Here is a 17,934-nt window from a genome sequence, read left to right as displayed (position 1 = left end):
TCTAGTATGTAATGCTGATCTTTTTGACTTTCAAATGATAACAATTCTCATTCTCATTGTCAATGAGGGATTGATAGCCGTAAAAAGGGATGAAGCCGTCGTCCAGCTCCATCCCCTTGGTTTGGTTGCACCCCTGCCTATTCGCCTTCCGCATTAGCCAGCTCGTTCAACTGCTGCAAATCCCGAACTAACATCTCTTCCGTGTACTTGCCCTGCCCGAAGCCGATCATCGCTCGAAGCGGCATGTACTTCATCATGGCTAACATCATCTCAGGATTGTCACCGAGCACATCGCCGAGGCCGAATGCATCCATGTATTCCTTTACTTTTCCGGCTGTACGCGCGTTTTCCAGCAGGTCGCCAACCGTTGAATTGCGGTGAAAAACAATCGTTTTCCTGCGCGTGCCCTGAACCTCCAGCACCGTTCCCAGCTCGATGTCCCGGGAGGAGCGTCCCAGCAAAACTTCGTAGTTTCCGCTTTCTACAAACCAATCGTGCAGGTCGACGTCATAATAGGCGAAGGCACGTTTATCCAGCGTGAAGGTCACTGTCTTGGTCTCGCCAGGCTCCAAATGAATCTTCTGGAAGCCCTTCAGCTCTTTTTGCGGGCGAATGACGCTGCTGTTCATGGCGCGGACATACAGCTGGACGATCTCCTGACCGGCACGGGTTCCCATGTTCTGCACCTGTAAGCTGACCCGGGCCGTATCGCGGTCCGTCAAACTTGTTTTATCTGTGGCAAGATGGCTGTACGCGAACCAGGTATAGCTAAGTCCAAAACCGAAAGGAAACAGCGGTTCCCGCTCCGTGGCATCGTAATGGCGGTACCCGACGAAAAGACCCTCCCGATACTCCACCTTGTCCCCTTCCCCGGGGAAATTCAAATAAGCCGGTGTATCGCTGAGCTTCGCCGGGAACGTCTCCGCCAGCTTGCCGCTGGGATTTGCATCGCCAAAAAGCAGATCCGCCACCGCACCGCCGAACGCTTGCCCGCCCAAGTAGCCTTCCAGCACCGCCTGGGTTTTGTCGAGCCACGGCATTTCGACAGGCGCACCGTTGCTCAAAACCACGATCAGGCGGTTTTGCACGGCGGAGACGGCTTCAATCAATGCCTGCTGGCTTGCGGGAATCGCCAAATGGGTGCGGTCGTAGCCCTCCGACTCATATCGATCCGGCAATCCCGCGAACAGCACCACCACATCGGCTCTAGTCGCCAACTCGCAGGCTTCTCTAATCAATGCGTCGTTGGTTTCATCTCGGTCCAGCTCATAACCCGGCGCATATAGGAAATGGACACCCGCCGCCGTCTTGCTCATCTCCGCCAGCGCCTCATCGAGTTGCGTCGGGTTTACATGGGAGCTTCCGCCTCCCTGATAACGCGGTTTTTTCGCAAACTCGCCGAGGACGGCAACAGTCCCTTGTTTGGCAAGGGGCAAGATCGCGTTTTGGTTGCGCAGCAGCACCATGCTCTCCCGTGCCGCTTCCCGTGCCAGCCGATGATGAGCGGCAAGATCCGCCTTCGGACCCTTCTGGTTCTTCTCCTCTGCTTGAAGCGCGAACATGAGCATCCGCTCCACCGCCCGGTCCAGCACCTCTTCCGCCAGTTCGCCGCTTTTCACCGCCGCTACGATTTTAGCGTCACCGATCCCCGCGCTGGCCGGCATCTCCAACTCCAGCCCGGCGCGGAGCGCGTCTACCCGTTCGTTAACCGCTCCCCAGTCGGACACGACAAAGCCCTCAAAGCCCCACTCGTCACGAAGCACCTTGTTCAGCAGCCAGTCATTTTCCGATGCATAGGTTCCGTTGATCCGGTTGTACGAACTCATGACACTCCATGGCTGCCCCTGCTTTACGGCCCCCTCGAAACTGGCCAGATAGATTTCCCGCAAGGTACGCTCATCGACGATGGCATCGACGCTCATCCGCCTATGCTCCTGGTTATTGGCGGCAAAGTGCTTGAGCGAGGTGCCGACCCCTTTGCTCTGAACGCCTTTAATGTGATGAGCGGCCATCTCCGAAGACAGATACGGATCTTCAGAAAAATACTCAAAATTTCGCCCACACAAAGGCGAACGCTTGATGTTCGCGCCGGGTCCGAGCAAAACGGCGACATTCTCCGCTTGGCATTCCTCGCCGAGGGCTTCGCCTACTCTCCATATCAGGTCCCGGTTCCAAGATGACGCCAAGCCCGCCGCCGAAGGAAAACAAGTGGCCGGTACGCTGTCGTGCAGCCCCAAATGGTCGGCGCCTTCTCTCTGCTTCCGCAGCCCATGTGGACCGTCGGTCATCATAACGGAAGGCACCCCAAGCCGGTCGATCCCTTTGGTACTCCAAAAATCCGCTCCCGAACACAGACCCGCCTTTTCCTCCAACGTCATTTGCGAAAGGATTTCCTTGATTTTCTCCCGCATAAAGGGCACCTCACCTTTATCAAGTATTAGAATCACAAGCCATGCATCGAGTAGCATTTTTCGTATGTACCTTTAAGAAGAAAGCTTCGGCAGGCCGCCCCGCTCTCTTCGTAGATCTCCGTTTCCACATGCAGCTCCGCGCTCCGGTCTACATGATATTCGGGACTCTTATTCGTGATGGCCAAGATATCCGGCCCTGTCCATTTTAACGTAAATAAATATTTATGCTCGCTTGCATAGATCGTCTTTTTCCCACCTGTCTTCATCTCTTCGATCTGGACATAGTAGGTAACCCCGCCGGCCGCGCCGCCGTACGGTTTATAAAAGGCGGTGGCCGAGTACTTCCCGTCCGGTGAAATGATCGGACCCGTCACGACATTCGCGGGATTAATCGGTTCAAATGTGTAAAAGTACCGGTGATAACCGACCAGCCCTAAAACTCCGACGCCCAAGAGTGCAAATGCCGATAGAAAAATAGCTCTTGCTTTCAAGAGAATCCCACCATTCGATAACGTGGATAAACGCGGGCAGCTTGATCACGATTCGCACTTACGGTTACTTGGAAAATATGTTCCGTTTCCTTCGTCTCAAGCTCTCTGATGCTTCTATTATAGCGGATTGAAAGAATGAAAGCTTTCCCGTCACCGGATTCACGGCAAAAAGCCCCCGTTTCTTCCCGAATGCGGGGGGCGACTGGATACGTATAGGCGAGCCTTCTAAATGGTTTCCGGGAAAACCCTTTCTTTGCCTGAATATTTCATGCGGTACAAGAAGAACCCGCAAGTTAACGCAACGGAAAAGACCAAATAGATGCAAAGGTATCCCGCCTGATGCCACATAGCTGTGAAATCGCCGCTAGAGATCACGTCGCGGAAGCCTATTATGCTATAGGTCATGGGCAGCCAGGGATGAATCGCTTTTGCCCAACCCGGCAGCAGTTCGAGTGGGAACGTCCCGGCGCTGGAAGCCAACTGCAGGATCATCAAAATCAACACAACGAAGCGTCCCGGCAAATCCAGCCAGGTTACCAGCATTTGAATCAACATCATAAACGTAAGTCCCGTCAGAACGGTGAACAGGTAGAACCGGGGCACGGACACCACTTCAAAGCCCAGGAACAAAAGCAGTACGGTGCAGATGACAAGGGATTGAATCACGCTCATCACGCCGAAGACGAGCAGCTTGCCGACCATCAAGCTGAGTGTGTTCGCTCCCGCTTGGGTAGTGCTGCGGGCGGCGTATACCGTCGTGAAGACCAAAGCCCCCGCAAACAAAGCCATCGAGATAAAATAAGGCGCAATCCCGACTCCATAATACTTCACCTTCCGGTCGTCGTTTTCGCTGATTTTCACGGGATTGGCCAGCATCTGAATGATGCTGTCATCCGCTTTGACGGCCGCCGTTTTCGACGCCGCATCGTTCAATTTATCCGCTAGTTGTCCGGAACCGTTAGCCAACTGGCCCGCCCCGGTGACCAGCTCAGCGGCTCCAGAATCCAACTGTTTCGCCCCTGTAGCGGCGTCGTTCAAGCCGGTGGCGAACTGTCCGACGCCGCTTGCCAACTGCCCCGCCCCCGTGTTGATTTGAGCCGCCCCCGTCTCCAGTTTGCGGCTGCCCGTTACAAGCGCAGGGAATTTTGAGTTGTAGGTTTTCAACCCGTCCAGCAGCTGCGTTTGTCCTTTCTGCAAGTCCGTCGCTCCCGCAAGCAGCTTCTGCTGCCCGGCGCTGAGCTGCTCCGCGCCTGTCGCCAAAGTGCCCAACCCTTTGGTCACGTTTTGGCTGCCTGCCAGAAGCTTAGCTTGTCCCGTCTGCAAATCCTTAGCGCCCTGCGCCACCGATTTGCTCGCGGCAAGCAGCTTCTGCACCGTCGCATCCTTGGCCAGATCCGGCTGCGCAGCCGCCAACTGCTCCAAGCCCGCCGCCACTTGATCCGCGCCGGCGGCTAATTGTTTGCTTGCCGCTGCCGAGGAAGATAGGCCGGACGTCAACTGATCGCTTCCGGTCGCAGCCGATTTGGCGCCTGCCGCCAGCTTGTCCGCTCCCGCTTTTGACGTCTGCATTCCCGTTTGCAGCGACGCCGTTCCCGCTGTCGCTTGACTCGCGCCATCCTGCAGCTTCACCGCCGCGCTTTGCAAGTCCGCGGCTCCTTTGGCTAGATCGGCCGCGCCCTTGCTTAGCTCAGAGGAGCCTGCCTGCACCTTGTCCGCTCCGGTGTACAAGGCCCCCACGCTTGCGCTTAATTTCTGCGTTCCGGCCGCCAACCCCTCCGTGCCGGTTTTCAATTTAATAATCCCGGCATTCAACGACTCAGTGCCCGCATGCAGATCCGCCGATCCCTTCGCCGCATCGCCAAACCCTGCAGCCACCGTCTCAAAGCGGGCCAAAATGCTGCGGGAATACGATTCGGTCAAGCTTTCGGACAGCTTCGTCCGCAGCTCCTTCGTAGCGTTTTCGCTGATTTGTCCGGCAATCAAGTTATAATAGCTGTTTGATTCGAAAATAAGCTCCGCCTGCTGCGGTGTATTTCCTGTTAACGAAGCCGCATGCTGAGAAAAATCCGGCGGTATCGTAATGGTCGAATAATAATGGTTGCTCCTCATCCCTTGCGCCGCCTCATCTGCGCTGACGAAATCCCAGGCAAAAGTATCGTTCTTCCTTAGCTCCGCCAAAAACTCATCCCCCACATTGCGGCTTACCCCTGCGATATCCGCTCCCTCATCCAAATTGACCACTGCAATAGGAAGATTTTGTAAATTGCCGTATGGATTCCAGTTTCCGCGAATAAGAAACCCGCTGTACAGAAGAGGAATGCACGCAACCGCGACAAAGGTAACGATGAGTATCGGCTTTTTTACAAATTGACGGATTTCACCTGTAAACACTTGAAAAAGCTTCATGCGATTCTCCTCTGGGTCGTCTCTCGCCCGAATGATAAGAATGGGAATGCCGAAAAGCTTTGCTAAGTGTTTCCAGACGACCAGGGTTTTATGTATGAAGGTCATATGACTCAAATCAAGTCCATTAGTTGATTATCCAAACATTCTCTATTTATTGGCATATCTTAAACTACCAGAAGGAGGGATTGATCAATTGATAGTACGCATTCTCGATAAAGCTGCCGTCCAGCCGCGCAGCAGATTCAACCTGGCGAATTCGGTTACGATCCGGCGTTCACCAGCAAGAACGGTCCTGGCAACCGTCGTGATACGAATTCCTGTAGTGAATTCTCGACCGAACCGGGTTGATTTGGTGGCAACCGTGGGTGTGCGGGGGGTTACGGGTATTGCCCAAATCCTCTTCAGAGTCTTCCGTGACGGAGTGCAGATTTTCAACACGCTGCAAGGCATCGAATCCACCGGTTCCGAACAAAACTATGCCGTTACATTCCAGGCGGAAGACCGAAATGTACGACCGGGCGCCCATATTTACACCGTCACAGCCGAAAACCGAATGGCTGGTACGAGAGCCGACATTGTCGGACCGATATCCTTCAGTGCCTTAGCCGTTAGAACGAGAAGTTAAAGCGCAAAAAAGAAGAAGATTACCACGATCCTCGCCTGGCAGGCAGAGCAATGGGTAATCTTCTTCCTCTATTTTAACAGGAAGCCATATTCCGTTTATTACTTCGCGCTAGCTCTTGCCTTCTTCCATTTGGCATTCAACTTGTCCAGCTCGCCTTTTAAATCTTTGGCAACGGCGACCGTTTGAATGTATTTTCCTCCGTAGAAATCGATTTGCGCAAGGTTGCCGACTTCATTCCATTTGCTGGAGGTTGGAACACTTTCGATCATATTAGCTCCGGCAGCCATAAATTCGGAAATTTGCGGCAGGTCGGACTTTTTCGATTTTTGCGGAGGAATAAAACCGGAAGATTCCACATACCCGGCGTCTTCTACCAAGAACTTGATCCATGCCTTAGCTGTGTCTTTGTTTTTGCTGTTCTTGCTGATCGCATAGAACCAGTCAGGATTGAGGGGAGCATTCAGTTTCCCGCTGTTGTCATAAGGGAATGGCGAGAAACCGATATCTTCCGATTTGCCGCCAGCTCCGATCAACTGGTTGATAACCCAGTTTCCGAGGAAGTACATACCGGCTTTACCGGTTGCCACATCCGGCTTAGAGGCTTCCCAAACGTTGGTGTTAAGGTCCTTCTCTACGTATCCTTTTTGAATCAAAGTTCTTACGATGGAGAACCCTTTACCGAATTCATTGTCAACTTTGAATGGCTCATCCGTTTCCAGCATCGTATCCAAGTATTTGGCATTGCCGCTCATAAACGGAACGAGGACTTCACCCCATTGCTTCATCGGCCATTGAGCGCCCATGTTGATATACATCGGCGTAATGCCAACTGCTTTCAATTTCTCGCAGTCCGCATATAATTCGTCAAGAGTTTTCGGAGGAGCGGCAATGCCTGCTTTCGCAAATGCGGTTTTGTTATAGACGAGACCTTCCGTGTTAACACCAGCGACAATTCCGTAAACTTTGCCTTCGTTGGCTTTGAAATCATGGAAGTAGATATCACCCAGACTGTCAGCAAGGTCGTTGACAGGCTCGAAGAAATTCCCCATATCTGCATTGGCGATGTTGCCCGGAATCAGCACGACGTCGCCGACTTCACCAGCATTTAAACGAACACGGATGTCGGACTCGTAGTTGGTGATGCCTTCGAATTCCACGTCTGTTACGTTCGGATACTTTTGTATGAACGCTTTTTTGTACTTTTCAAACGTTCCGTCGTTTACAAGGTCAGTACGGTTTGTAATGAACGTAATTTTGCCTTTAACGTTAGCATTTGCATCTGCGGATGGTGCAGTGGAAGCCGATGGCGCAGCGGAAGCCGATGTTCCGGATTTTGTCTCGCTTGGCGAGCTGCTCGCTTCTTTGTCACTGTTCGAACTTCCGCAAGCGGTCAATGCTGTACCACACAAAACAACTGCCATGGACATGCTCAGAAACTTCGCTTTGTTCATTTCTGATCCCCCAATTTTCATGTTAAGCGGTTACTTGTTACCGCTTACATGTCGATTATATATTGCCATTATTCCGGAAGTCATTGTCCTTGTTTTTGTTTTATTGCATTTTTTTATGCTAACTTTTTTGATAACTTTTTCCGTGACCAGCCGGCCTCACAGTCGGCTGTCTATCGTTCTCCTATTTCACAGCGCCGTTGGCGACACCTGCGTAAATATATTTTTGCAGAAACAGGAACAGGATAATGATCGGAATGAAAATGAACACGATCATCGCGGATATCAAGTTCCAACTAGCCGCATTCGGCCCCACGAACTGGAAGATGGCTGTCGAAACGACCTGCAGTTTTTGCTTGGGCATATACAGAAATGGAATGTAGAAATCATTATAGACGTATATGATCCGCATAATAGCGACTGTAACCGTTGCAGGCATGAGCAAAGGAAATATGATATTCCAGTAAATCCGGAACAGTGAAGTCCCTTCAAGCATCGCGCTTTCATCCAGGGCATAGGGAATATTCTTAATGAATTGCAGATAGATCATAATGGATACCACGTCGGCGCCTAGATAGAGTACTACTGGAGCGTTAATGGTATTGTACAAGTGGAGCATCTTCATCACACGGAATGTGGCGACTTGCGTCGTGACGAGAGGGATGACAGCAGCCAGCATAAAAGCGCCCAAGATAAATTTCTTCAGTTTGAAATCAAATCGGCCTAATGCGTAAGCGACCATTGTGCCGAGAATAATGTTTCCGATAACCGATAGAACAATAATATAGAGGGTGTTTGGATATGCCGTCGTGAGAAGCTTCGTCTTTGAAAATAAGTAATGAAAATTGTCCATGTTAAATATGTTGGACGGAAAGGCAAATCTGCTCGCCAGGTACTCCTCTTTGCTTTTCAAGGAAGCAATGAGTACCGTATAAGGTGGGAAGAGTACAACGAAAGCAGCTATCAACAATGAAACATACTTTAGAAAAGTTACTACTCTGGATTCTTCTCTCACTGGTCATCGTCTCCTCTCAAAATGATTTTTTGCAGTCCAATGAAGAGCAGAACGATAAGCAACATGACGACGGCCAGAGCGGAACCCAAACCAATTTGATTGAAACTAAAGGCAACAGCTATCGTCTTCGTGATAAACGTTTCCGTTCCATTCGCGCCGCCCGTCATGATAAACGGAATTTCAAACGCTGACAACGCTCCGGATATCGTAAGTAATAAGAGGAGTTCCACAACCTTGCGAATACTCGGCAGGGTAATACTCCAGAATTGTTGACTGGCGGATGCACCATCGATCCTGGCAGCCTCATAGACATCCTGCGGAATGGATTGAAGTGCGCCCATGAAGATAACCAAACTGAGCCCCATATACTTCCAAAGAGAAATAAACGCCAGTGCATAGTTAACCGTTGGCCGGTCCCCCAACCAATTCTGTTGCAAGAAATCGAGGCCGATGGCATGCAGAAATGCATTTAACGTACCGTACTGATTATTAAACAAAGCCTGGAACATGAACACGATCGCTACACTATGCATGATGTAGGGCAAAAACAGAATAACGCGGAATCCGTTCCTTCCTCTAATCTTCCCGTTCAGGACAACCGCGAAATACAGGGCTAGACCAGTTTGGACCACACCTCCAATAAAGTAATACAGATTGTTCTTAAGTACAGCGAAATAATCCGGATTGGTAAAAATTTCTTTGTAATTCTGGAATCCAATAAACTCCTTATTCGTAAGTCCGTCCCACCTCAACATACTGTAATAAAACAGGTTAGCAGCCGGATAATACGTAAAGGTGAACAATAGAACCAACGGAATGAACAAAAAGGAAACCAGAATCAACGTTTTCTGGCTCTTATAACTCATGTTAAACACGTTCGGTTTTCCCCCCCATTAGCGCATTCTGTTTTTTGACATCGCTTTCATTGTTAATTATAAAAAGAGGAACCCTATAATAAAATGGATTCCGTATCGATTTATTGTCTTATTTTATGCTAAATAAACGCAAACAATCGAGCCGTCATTCGCACTCGAAGAGGACGAAATGGCACTAACTATCCCTATATTCCTTAGGAGTCATGCCAACGTACTTTTTAAAGGTCTTGTTGAAATAAGCAGAATCCGGATAGCCGACCATGTCTCCGATTTCGTAGGTCTTCAGATCGATCCGTCCCTTGAGCAAATCTTTCGCTTTGTGGATCCGGACTCCCGTAATGTAGTCGGTTAGCGTCATACCCGTCTCGGACTTGAATAGTTTGCTTAGATAACTGGCCGTCAAGAACACACGATCCGCTACCGAAGGCAACTCGATAACCTTACCGTATTCCTCTTCAACCATCTTTTTCACTTCTTCGATGACGCGGTTTCCACTTTTCCCGTTATCGGCTAAGGTAATGGTGCTTTCACTGCTTTCTTCCTTCCGTTCATTGGAGTTGAGCAGCTTGTTCAATGCAACATAAAGCTCTTCCGTGTCGACGGGCTTAAGGAGATACTCAAAGACTCCCATGTGGATCGCCCGACGTGCATAAGAAAAATCACCGTATCCGCTTAGGATAATGATCTTCATCGTCGGAATAACCGATCTGATCTCTTCGATCAAATCAAGGCCACTTTTGCCCGGCATGCGAATATCCGTAATCAATACGTCCGCTTCAATCTCGGTGAGAGCATCCATTACTTCCTTTGCATCCGCACACTGCCCAACGATTTCAAATTGCGGGCCGGCTTTCCTGATGATTTTGGCAAGCCCCTGTCTGATTTTAACTTCATCGTCCGCTATCAAGATTCGAAGCATTCGAGTCTCCCCCATCTATATGAATCGGCATTTTGATCTTCACTTCGGTCCCCAAACCGGCCTCACTGTCGATTTCGAGACCATATTGAACGCCATAGTGCATTTTCAATCGTTCGTTGACGTTCCCCAGACCAATCCCCCTCTTATCTGTCCCCGGCTGCTCGAGCCGTTTTCGTAGTTGCTTAAGTTCGGACAGTTCCATCCCTTTCCCGTTGTCCTGGATTCTGATTTTCAATTCTTGCTCCGAGACTTCGACGCTAACTTTTATCAACAAAAAGGACCTCGACGATTCCATGCCGTGAAAGATTGCGTTCTCCACGATGGGCTGCAAAATAAGCTTCAATACACGTACAGACTCCATATCCTCAGGAATATCGTACTCGATCCGCAGCTTTCCCGGATATCTGTATTGTTGCAGCAAAATATAATGTTTCAAATGTTCGAGCTCCTGTTCGAACTTAACCAGGTCGCTACCCTTGGATATGCTGTAACGGAGCATTTTCCCCAGCAGCCGGGTCATGTCCGCTACTTCTTCATCATCGTTGATTTCTGCCGTCATTCGGATGGTTTCCAGCGTATTATACAGGAAATGGGGGTTGATTTGGCTCTGCAGCGCGTTGATTTCCGCTTGTTTTTTCCTTTCCCCAATTTCAAAGTTTTCCTGGATCAACATCCTGATTCGCTCGATCATCCGGTTAAATTGCCGGCCCAAACGGCCAACTTCATCGCGGTAAGTCACTGGAAATTCAACGTCGAGATCGCCCATTTGCACGTTCTTCATGAGCCTGATTAACGTCCGGAGAGAACGTGTAATCGCGAAAGCCACGATGACGGACAGGCACATAGCCAATCCGGTGAGGAACAATGATGCCACTAGGTTTTGCACACGGCTTGTCTGCACATCCCTCGTAAGCTCGGTCAAAGGAACAGTCACGACCACTGTCCAATTCGTGATCGTTGAACGATTGTAGACGATCATAGACTTTTCACCGTAATAATCGGCTATGTAATCCCCTTGATCCCCGACCATTTTGGATAACCAAGAATCGTTCGGCAATTGTTTCGTTAGATATTCTTTATTGCTGTCGTATATGACATACCTGCTCTGATCGATAATCATAGCCCTGCCGCCTCCGGAAGCCTTCAATACATCACCCGCAACCTTCTCCAGATAGGAGATGTTTGAATCCACAACGATCATACCAATGGACTGATAAGAATCGTTAAACAATTCTCGGATCACAGAGAACACGTAATTGCGGATGTTGGCATTTGTCTCAATCTCCATGGTTCTGAGGAGCAGAGGACTTCCTTCCTGGTCTTGCAGTGCCTGTTTCCATTCCGGATATTGGAGAACAATGTCTCTCCGAAAACCGTTTTTATAGCTGTAGTAGGGGTTCCCATGCCGGTCGAATAAATAGATGGACTGCGTTTCTTGCTTGATATTATTCAGAAAACTGATACTGCTTTCGATTGCCTGCGTAACGAACAGGGAAGCCGAACCATCGCTGGTGTTTGTTCCCTTGTCCTGCTCCTTTTCCAACTTGTCATACAATTCATTGGACAACTCCAGATTATCTTTGATCGCATCCACATAGGCGGGATTGCGCGAAATCCTCTTCATGTCTTCGGTGTACATGTCGAATTTCGCAGACATATCTTGAACAACCTGCGTCAAGTAGGAGAGCGATTTGGCCCGGATGGATTTCTCGTATATCGAGTTGGAAAGGTAACCGAATAATGGGATCGGAATCATGATCAGAATGACGAAGATCAGAATCAGCTTCCACTCCATGGGTAAAGCATGGGCGAAATCGGACCGGTTTTTTGTTAATCTCATCGCCATGCCTCCTGTTACAAATAACTAAAGTTTCCTATACTTGTTATGATAATTCTATGATAATTTTATCATAACTGAACACTAAAAAAAGAGGGTGTCTCAGTCATTGTTAATGACCTCGAGAGACACACCTCTTTTTGTGTAGTGAAACAAATGAAACTACTCTACATTTTCTTTGGGACACTCATTTTTCTTTTTTCATTTTACCAATCGAACCCCTGTAAATGATCGAGGCAGACAGGTAAATGGATTCTCTGGGAAACCCCGTATATTTCATCTTTTCTAAAAGCATGTGAACCGCCCGTTTACCCAGGATTTCTTTCTCTACGTTAACGGTCGTAATTCCGGGAATCCTGGTGTAAGAGTCTTCGATATTATCGAATCCGGTAATCGAAATGTCGTCAGGCACTTGTATGTTCATCTGATCCATAACGTTCATCGCGCAGACGGCTATCGCGTCATTGGCGCAAACCAACGCCGTGGGCAAGTTTCCAGCAGCCCGATCCGCTTCAAGGATCTTCCCTATTTCCACTTCGTGTTCTATTCGGGTATCCCCCCGCAATTTACAAAGAGGATCGTTTCCAACGATCTGCAATCCGCCCTCTTCCATGGCATCCCGAAACCCGTCCCAGCGATTCATGAAGCTAATCGAATAACCGGTATTGCCAACGAAACGGATATCTCTGTGACCAAGTGAAATCAAATGGTTGGTTAGTTGGTAAACACATTCGCGATTGTTGACGAACAGTTGGGACGAAACAACCAGCGAATCATCATGGTCGATCAATACGATCGGGACATTCAGACGGCTCACTTCCTGCAAGACACCAGTATCAATCTCCCCGACGCCAATGAAACCGTGAATATTCGCCTTGTCTACCATAGAAAGGAAACTTTCTACGGTTTGATCGGTTATGACGATACCTGAGGCGTCCAAGGTTCTTAGTTCTTGCGTAATCCCCTCAACGATCCTTCCCCAATAAAGCGAGTCCAAAAACTGGCCACGAACATTGGGCAGCAAAACGACAATCGTTTGCTTGTCCATTATGTTCCCGTCCTGCCGCGTCTTGCCTCCAGATCTTGGAGTGAACTGGTACCCCAATTTGACCGCCGTTTGGCGAACATGTTCCTTGGTTCCTGCATTTACACCAGGCTTGCCAGACAGGGATTTGGACACGACGTATTTCGAGACGCCTGCCGCATCCGCTACATGCTGCATGGTTATCTTATTGCTCATATGATATTCACCATCTTTTTCCTAAAACGGATTCAGTTCGTTTGTTATTGCAATTATATACTAAAGTTTGGAGTTCGAATACTTCGGCAAGACATTCGAAATGAACTTGAAGGCAATCATCCCATAATAACCGATGAAGTTCCTGAGGGGGCACCTTGCATGCTCGCCATCCTCTTCCACCCCTCATGTTGCTCAAGTACCCTCTTCCACAATTCATTGCGTTCTTCACGCGAATAGTTGATAAGCGGTTCATGAAAAATTTCCGCCAATACATCAAGCCAAAGGGATTTGCTGGCGATTTCCGTCTTTTCAATGCCTTCCCTGTTTGTTTTCTTCCATACGCAATTCTTTAGCTCATTGAATCCCCCGGCATAGATTTGCTGAGCGACGAACAAGTTCTTCCATGGCGATTCGGCAGATCGGCTCAGTTTTTCATGTGCAGGCATGAATATGCCCAAATCCGTCACGACATCAAGCGACAATTCCACTCCGATACTGGAATACGCTGGATCGTGCTCGAAGCGCCAGCCGTTTGGGACTACCGACGATTCCTTCACGGAATAGGAAAACGGGCCTTGTTCATAGTCCCCCGCCTTCAGCAAAATCGGCCCATAGGGCATAACCCCCATCCCAACATCGGCAATCCATTTGTCTCCCGTTTCATCATTCGGTACGTGGACGATCAATCCCAGGTGATTAACATCGAAATTTTCGTCAATGGACTGCACGCCCGCTGCATGCCAGGATACTTGATAACCCAAAGAACGCAGAAGGGTACTAAAAGCGCCGTTCAAATGAAAGCAGTATCCGCTTCGATGGTTCAAGATGAGCCCTACCGATTCCCTTATATCAATGGACGCCGGTTTTCCTCCGAAAATATTGACGGTTTGCCAGGAAATCTTTTGCACATGCGCTCTTTGAAGTTCTACCAAGTAAGGCAGCGTAGGCGGTTGGATATCCGATATACCGATTCTTTTCAGATACGTTTTTACTTCCTCCCGCGTCAATCGCATCTTCCTCACCTCTCCAACTGTGTTTTTCGCCTAAAGGATCGGCGACAAAAGCCGCGCCACCGCCTCGATCATTTTGATCAAAAGCGGACGGGCCGCATACTTTTCGGAGGTCAATTCCGTACAGACCTCGCTATCCTGAATGAACAAATCCTGAAGCTGCTTCGCCACCTTTTCATCATAAAGGAGAGCATTCACCTCAAAGTTCAAACGAAAGCTGCGGGTATCCACATTCGTCGTGCCGGCGGACGCCACCTCTTCATCGACGATAATCGTCTTCGCGTGCAAAAATCCGTTCTCGTAAAGCAGAATTTTGGCCCCATAGGGCAGCAATTGCCCAACAGATGACAGAGTCGCCCAGCGGACAAACAGATGGTCCGACTTGTTGGGGATCATGATCCGCAAATCCACGCCGGATAAAAGCGCGATTTTACAGGCATCCATAAAGCTGGAATCGGGAACGAAGTACGGCGTTTGGATATAGATGCTTTTTTTGGCGGTCGTCATTAATTTCAAATACATGTTTTTCAAATGTTCGGTCCGCGAGTTGGGGCCGCTTGCGATAATTTGCACGGCGCAGGCACCCGTATGCTTTTCCGGTCGGAACATGAACTGTTCCAAGTTCTCTTTATGATGCTTCGTCGCCTTATTCCAATCCAGGATAAACCGGCCCTGAATATGGTCGACCGCTCCTCCGATGATCCTTAAGTGCGTATCGCGCCAATAGCCCAGCCTTTTACTTAGACCCAAGTACTCATTTCCCACATTGAACCCGCCGATATAAGCAATCTCCCCGTCAATGATGCACAGCTTCCGGTGATTCCGGTTATTGATGCGAAAGTTCACCAACCGTATGGGAGATGGGAAAAAGGCTTCCACCTCTCCGCCCTTCGCAATCAGTTCCTTAAAAAACGAACGGGTGATTTGCCTCGATCCGATTTCATCGTAAAGGAGCCGAACTTTTACGCCTTCCTGTGCTTTCTTGGTAAGCGCGTCCCGCAATCTTTTTCCCAGGGAGTCCCTTTTAATAATGAAATATTGAATGTTTATTTCTTTTTTGGCATGTTGAATATCGGTAAATAATGAATCGAATTTCTCATTGCCGTCGTGGAAAATCATCACTTCATTATCCATCGTAACAAGGGCGTTGGACGATTTCAGGTTCATTTTCACCAGATCGGAATGCTTGTTTAAAAGAGGACCCATCTGATGAATCGCCAATGCCTGATCTTCCGCCGCATGCTTTAGATAAGCGCGTTCGTTTGCAGATAGCTTGAAGAAATTTTTTTGCTTTAAAGATCGCCCCAGGAAGATGTAAATAAAGAAGCCCAGAACCGGTATAAAAATGAGAACCATCAACCACGCCCAGGTTGCCCCGATTTCCTTGCGTTCGAAAAAGACGACGATGCCGGCAAATAAAATATTGATGATCGTCATGATCGAAATAATGCTGATGTCCATGATTGCCTGTCCCCTCGCTCGCGGCCCTAATGATAAAAGAAAAAGCGGATGCCTGTTCTGAAGGCACCCGCGCTTATTTTACCACAATTCCCCTCCAAAAACTTCAAGGCTGAGCTTGATCGTCCGGCTCTTCGTCCTCTTTTAAAATCCCCATGAATTCTTCGCCGGTAATGGTTTCCTTCTCCATCAAGTATTTGGTGATTTCGTGGAGTTTATCCTTATTCTCCTCCAAAAGGCGAACCGCCTTCTCGTGACAGGCTTTGATGATCTTGAGTACTTCATCGTCGATCTTGGATGCCGTATCCGCCGAAACCAGCAATGACGTGTCCCCTCCCAAGTAAGGGTTATTGACCGTTTCCAAAGCCATCATATCGAAGGCTTCGCTCATGCCGAAACGGGTGACCATCGCTCTGGCGATCTTCGTCGCTTGCTCGATGTCATTGGATGCGCCTGAAGTAACCCGGTTGAAAATGATTTCTTCCGCGGCGCGCCCTCCCATAAAGGTCGTGATTTTGTCGAGGGCTTGCTCTTTGGACATCAAAACCGTCTCCTGCTCATCCACCTGCATCGTGTAACCTAGCGCGCCGGAGGTTCGCGGAATGATCGTGATCTTATGAACGGGAGCGGAATGGCTTTGCTTCGCCGCAACCAAAGCATGCCCCACCTCGTGATACGCGATGGTCAGCTTGTCTTTCATGGAAATAAGCGCGTTTTTCCGTTGGTATCCAGCGATGACGACTTCCACGCACTCCTCCAAATCGTTCTGCGTCACCTTGATGCGGCCAAACTTAACAGCCCGCAACGCGGCTTCGTTGACGATGTTAGCCAGATCGGCTCCCGACGCCCCCGCTGTTGCTCTGGCGATGACGTGAAAATCGATGTTTTCCGCAAGCTTTATCTTCTTGGCATGAACTTTCAGGATCGCTTCCCGCCCTGCTAAATCAGGCAGTTCAACGGGCACCCGGCGGTCGAACCTGCCTGGACGGAGAAGCGCTTTGTCCAACGTTTCTGGGCGGTTGCTCGCCGCCAAAATGACGACGCCCTTGTCCGCATCGAAGCCGTCCATCTCTGTCAACAGCTGGTTCAAGGTTTGCTCCCGCTCATCGTTTCCGCCGGCGATGCCAGCATTGCGGCTTTTGCCGATGGCGTCAATTTCATCGATAAACACGATGCACGGCGCTTTTTCCTGAGCTTGCTTGAACAAGTCCCGCACCCGCGCCGCACCCATGCCGACGAACATTTCCACGAACTCCGAGCCGGATATGGAGAAGAACGGAACCTTGGATTCCCCAGCTACCGCCTTGGCCAGCAGCGTTTTCCCCGTACCCGGAGGGCCTACCAAGAGCGCACCCTTGGGAATGCTAGCGCCGATTTCCGTGTATTTCTTCGGGTTGTGCAAGAAATCGACGATTTCCTGCAGCGCTTCCTTCGCCTCATCCTGCCCGGCGACATTGGTGAAGGTAACACCGGTTTCCGACTCTACATACACTTTGGCGTTGCTCTTGCCCAGGGACATCATATTGCCTCCGCCCGGGAGCCGTCCCGCCATTTTCTTCATCAACCACTGCCCGACGACCAGGAAGATGACGAACGGAAGAATCCAGGTCAGAACAAAGTTCAAAAGCGGCGACATTTGCTTGGGGATAACTCGAGAAAAGCTGACCTTCGCATCATACAGCCGGTCCACCAGCTTGGGATCTTCCACGACTCCCGTTTTATAAACCTTCGTGCCGGAAGAGCTATCCGTTGGCGTAAAGCCAATCTCGTTATCCCGGATTTCTACTTCCTTAACCTGGCCGTCCTGCACCATACGCAAGAACGTCCCGTAATCCACTTCCTTCACAGAACGGTTATTGATGTAAGGAAGCAAAAAGGAATTAATCAACAAAATCAACACGATGGTGATTCCGTAGTAATAAAGAAGGGACTTTTTCGGTGGCTTAAAATCTTTCATATTGTTCATGTGATTCACTCGCTTCGTTTATTATTAGACCCATAAAGGAATTACGCCTGATCTCGGACGTATGACTAAGATTCCCCCCTTGCCGGATGCAATACGCCGGGTATCATTATATGTACGGATTTGATGGCATTTGGGTTCAACTTGAGAATGAGATGATAAAAAAATACCGCACCTTCGCAGATGCGGTATTGCGATATGCGGTATTCCGAGATAAGTGGGGATTATGCCTATGC

14 protein-coding genes are annotated in these 17,934 nt (G+C 49.4%); 1 reads left to right on the top strand and 13 read right to left on the bottom strand.

Annotated features, from left to right (window positions below):
* Position 1: 1 nt before the first annotated feature.
* The 4 genes from TJ79_RS27100 to TJ79_RS06425 form a co-directional block, all read right to left on the bottom strand.
* The gene (locus tag TJ79_RS27100; protein ID WP_155987793.1) at positions 2-154 is read right to left on the bottom strand and encodes a hypothetical protein; all 153 of its coding nucleotides are present in this window, start codon (positions 152-154) and stop codon (positions 2-4) included.
* On the bottom strand, positions 138-2,411 hold the full coding sequence (locus tag TJ79_RS06435; RefSeq protein ID WP_040949464.1) for a glycoside hydrolase family 3 C-terminal domain-containing protein: 2,274 nt from the start codon (positions 2,409-2,411) through the stop codon (positions 138-140). Before TJ79_RS06435 ends, TJ79_RS27100 begins: the two co-directional genes overlap by 17 nt.
* A gap of 32 nt (positions 2,412-2,443) precedes the next feature.
* Positions 2,444-2,902, bottom strand: a complete 459-nt coding sequence (locus TJ79_RS06430) for a DUF5412 family protein (protein WP_052339339.1) — start codon at positions 2,900-2,902, stop codon at positions 2,444-2,446.
* Positions 2,903-3,127: 225 nt separating this feature from the next.
* Entirely contained in the window at positions 3,128-5,308 is a 2,181-nt protein-coding gene (locus TJ79_RS06425; RefSeq protein ID WP_040949463.1) for a YhgE/Pip family protein, read from the bottom strand.
* Positions 5,309-5,504: 196 nt separating this feature from the next.
* Between TJ79_RS06425 and TJ79_RS06420 the strand changes: the two genes are divergently transcribed.
* Positions 5,505-5,933, top strand: coding sequence for a hypothetical protein (locus TJ79_RS06420; RefSeq protein WP_040949507.1), 429 nt, complete (start codon positions 5,505-5,507; stop codon positions 5,931-5,933).
* Between the two features lie 98 nt (positions 5,934-6,031).
* Here the strand turns inward: TJ79_RS06420 and TJ79_RS06415 are convergent, their stop codons facing one another.
* The 9 genes from TJ79_RS06415 to ftsH all read right to left on the bottom strand — a co-directional run bounded on the left by TJ79_RS06415 (position 6,032) and on the right by ftsH (position 17,701).
* Positions 6,032-7,384 (bottom strand): ABC transporter substrate-binding protein, encoded by a 1,353-nt coding sequence (locus TJ79_RS06415; protein WP_040949462.1) that lies wholly within the window; start codon positions 7,382-7,384, stop codon positions 6,032-6,034.
* 181 nt (positions 7,385-7,565) lie between these two features.
* Complete coding sequence (locus TJ79_RS06410; protein WP_040949461.1) at positions 7,566-8,396, bottom strand: carbohydrate ABC transporter permease; 831 nt, start codon at positions 8,394-8,396, stop codon at positions 7,566-7,568.
* The gene (locus tag TJ79_RS06405; protein WP_081756752.1) at positions 8,393-9,262 is read right to left on the bottom strand and encodes a carbohydrate ABC transporter permease; all 870 of its coding nucleotides are present in this window, start codon (positions 9,260-9,262) and stop codon (positions 8,393-8,395) included. The genes TJ79_RS06410 and TJ79_RS06405 overlap by 4 nt, the downstream gene beginning before the upstream one ends.
* 184 nt (positions 9,263-9,446) lie before the next feature.
* A complete protein-coding gene (locus TJ79_RS06400) occupies positions 9,447-10,190 on the bottom strand; it encodes a response regulator transcription factor (RefSeq protein ID WP_040949459.1) in 744 nt (247 codons plus the stop codon).
* Complete coding sequence (locus TJ79_RS06395; protein WP_052339338.1) at positions 10,162-12,030, bottom strand: cache domain-containing sensor histidine kinase; 1,869 nt, start codon at positions 12,028-12,030, stop codon at positions 10,162-10,164. The genes TJ79_RS06400 and TJ79_RS06395 overlap by 29 nt, the downstream gene beginning before the upstream one ends.
* Positions 12,031-12,214: 184 nt before the next feature.
* Entirely contained in the window at positions 12,215-13,267 is a 1,053-nt protein-coding gene (locus tag TJ79_RS06390) for a LacI family DNA-binding transcriptional regulator (RefSeq protein ID WP_040949458.1), read from the bottom strand.
* 116 nt (positions 13,268-13,383) lie between these two features.
* Complete coding sequence (locus TJ79_RS06385) at positions 13,384-14,280, bottom strand: arylamine N-acetyltransferase family protein (RefSeq protein ID WP_052339337.1); 897 nt, start codon at positions 14,278-14,280, stop codon at positions 13,384-13,386.
* Positions 14,281-14,310: 30 nt separating this feature from the next.
* Entirely contained in the window at positions 14,311-15,738 is a 1,428-nt protein-coding gene (cls, locus tag TJ79_RS06380) for a cardiolipin synthase (protein ID WP_040949457.1), read from the bottom strand.
* A 103-nt stretch (positions 15,739-15,841) separates the two neighbouring features.
* On the bottom strand, positions 15,842-17,701 hold the full coding sequence (gene ftsH / locus TJ79_RS06375) for an ATP-dependent zinc metalloprotease FtsH (RefSeq protein WP_052339336.1): 1,860 nt from the start codon (positions 17,699-17,701) through the stop codon (positions 15,842-15,844).
* Between the last annotated feature and the right edge of the window lie 233 nt (positions 17,702-17,934).

It is taken from the genome of Gorillibacterium massiliense, assembly GCF_000455485.1.
Taxonomy (GTDB): Bacteria; Bacillota; Bacilli; order Paenibacillales; family NBRC-103111; genus Gorillibacterium; species Gorillibacterium massiliense.
The sequence above is the reverse complement of the archived record's forward strand: the minus strand, read 5'-3'. Positions and strand labels throughout refer to the sequence as shown.

Coding starts and splice junctions, on each gene's coding strand:
- TJ79_RS27100 (WP_155987793.1), bottom strand. CDS start 154: ATGCGGAAGGCGAATAGGCAGGGGTGCAACCAAACCAAGGGGATGGAG.
- TJ79_RS06435 (WP_040949464.1), bottom strand. CDS start 2,411: ATGCGGGAGAAAATCAAGGAAATCCTTTCGCAAATGACGTTGGAGGAA.
- TJ79_RS06425 (WP_040949463.1), bottom strand. CDS start 5,308: ATGAAGCTTTTTCAAGTGTTTACAGGTGAAATCCGTCAATTTGTAAAA.
- TJ79_RS06415 (WP_040949462.1), bottom strand. CDS start 7,384: ATGAACAAAGCGAAGTTTCTGAGCATGTCCATGGCAGTTGTTTTGTGT.
- TJ79_RS06405 (WP_081756752.1), bottom strand. CDS start 9,262: ATGAGTTATAAGAGCCAGAAAACGTTGATTCTGGTTTCCTTTTTGTTC.
- TJ79_RS06400 (WP_040949459.1), bottom strand. CDS start 10,190: ATGCTTCGAATCTTGATAGCGGACGATGAAGTTAAAATCAGACAGGGG.
- TJ79_RS06395 (WP_052339338.1), bottom strand. CDS start 12,030: ATGAGATTAACAAAAAACCGGTCCGATTTCGCCCATGCTTTACCCATG.
- TJ79_RS06390 (WP_040949458.1), bottom strand. CDS start 13,267: ATGAGCAATAAGATAACCATGCAGCATGTAGCGGATGCGGCAGGCGTC.
- TJ79_RS06385 (WP_052339337.1), bottom strand. CDS start 14,280: ATGCGATTGACGCGGGAGGAAGTAAAAACGTATCTGAAAAGAATCGGT.
- cls (WP_040949457.1), bottom strand. CDS start 15,738: ATGGACATCAGCATTATTTCGATCATGACGATCATCAATATTTTATTT.
- ftsH (WP_052339336.1), bottom strand. CDS start 17,701: ATGAACAATATGAAAGATTTTAAGCCACCGAAAAAGTCCCTTCTTTAT.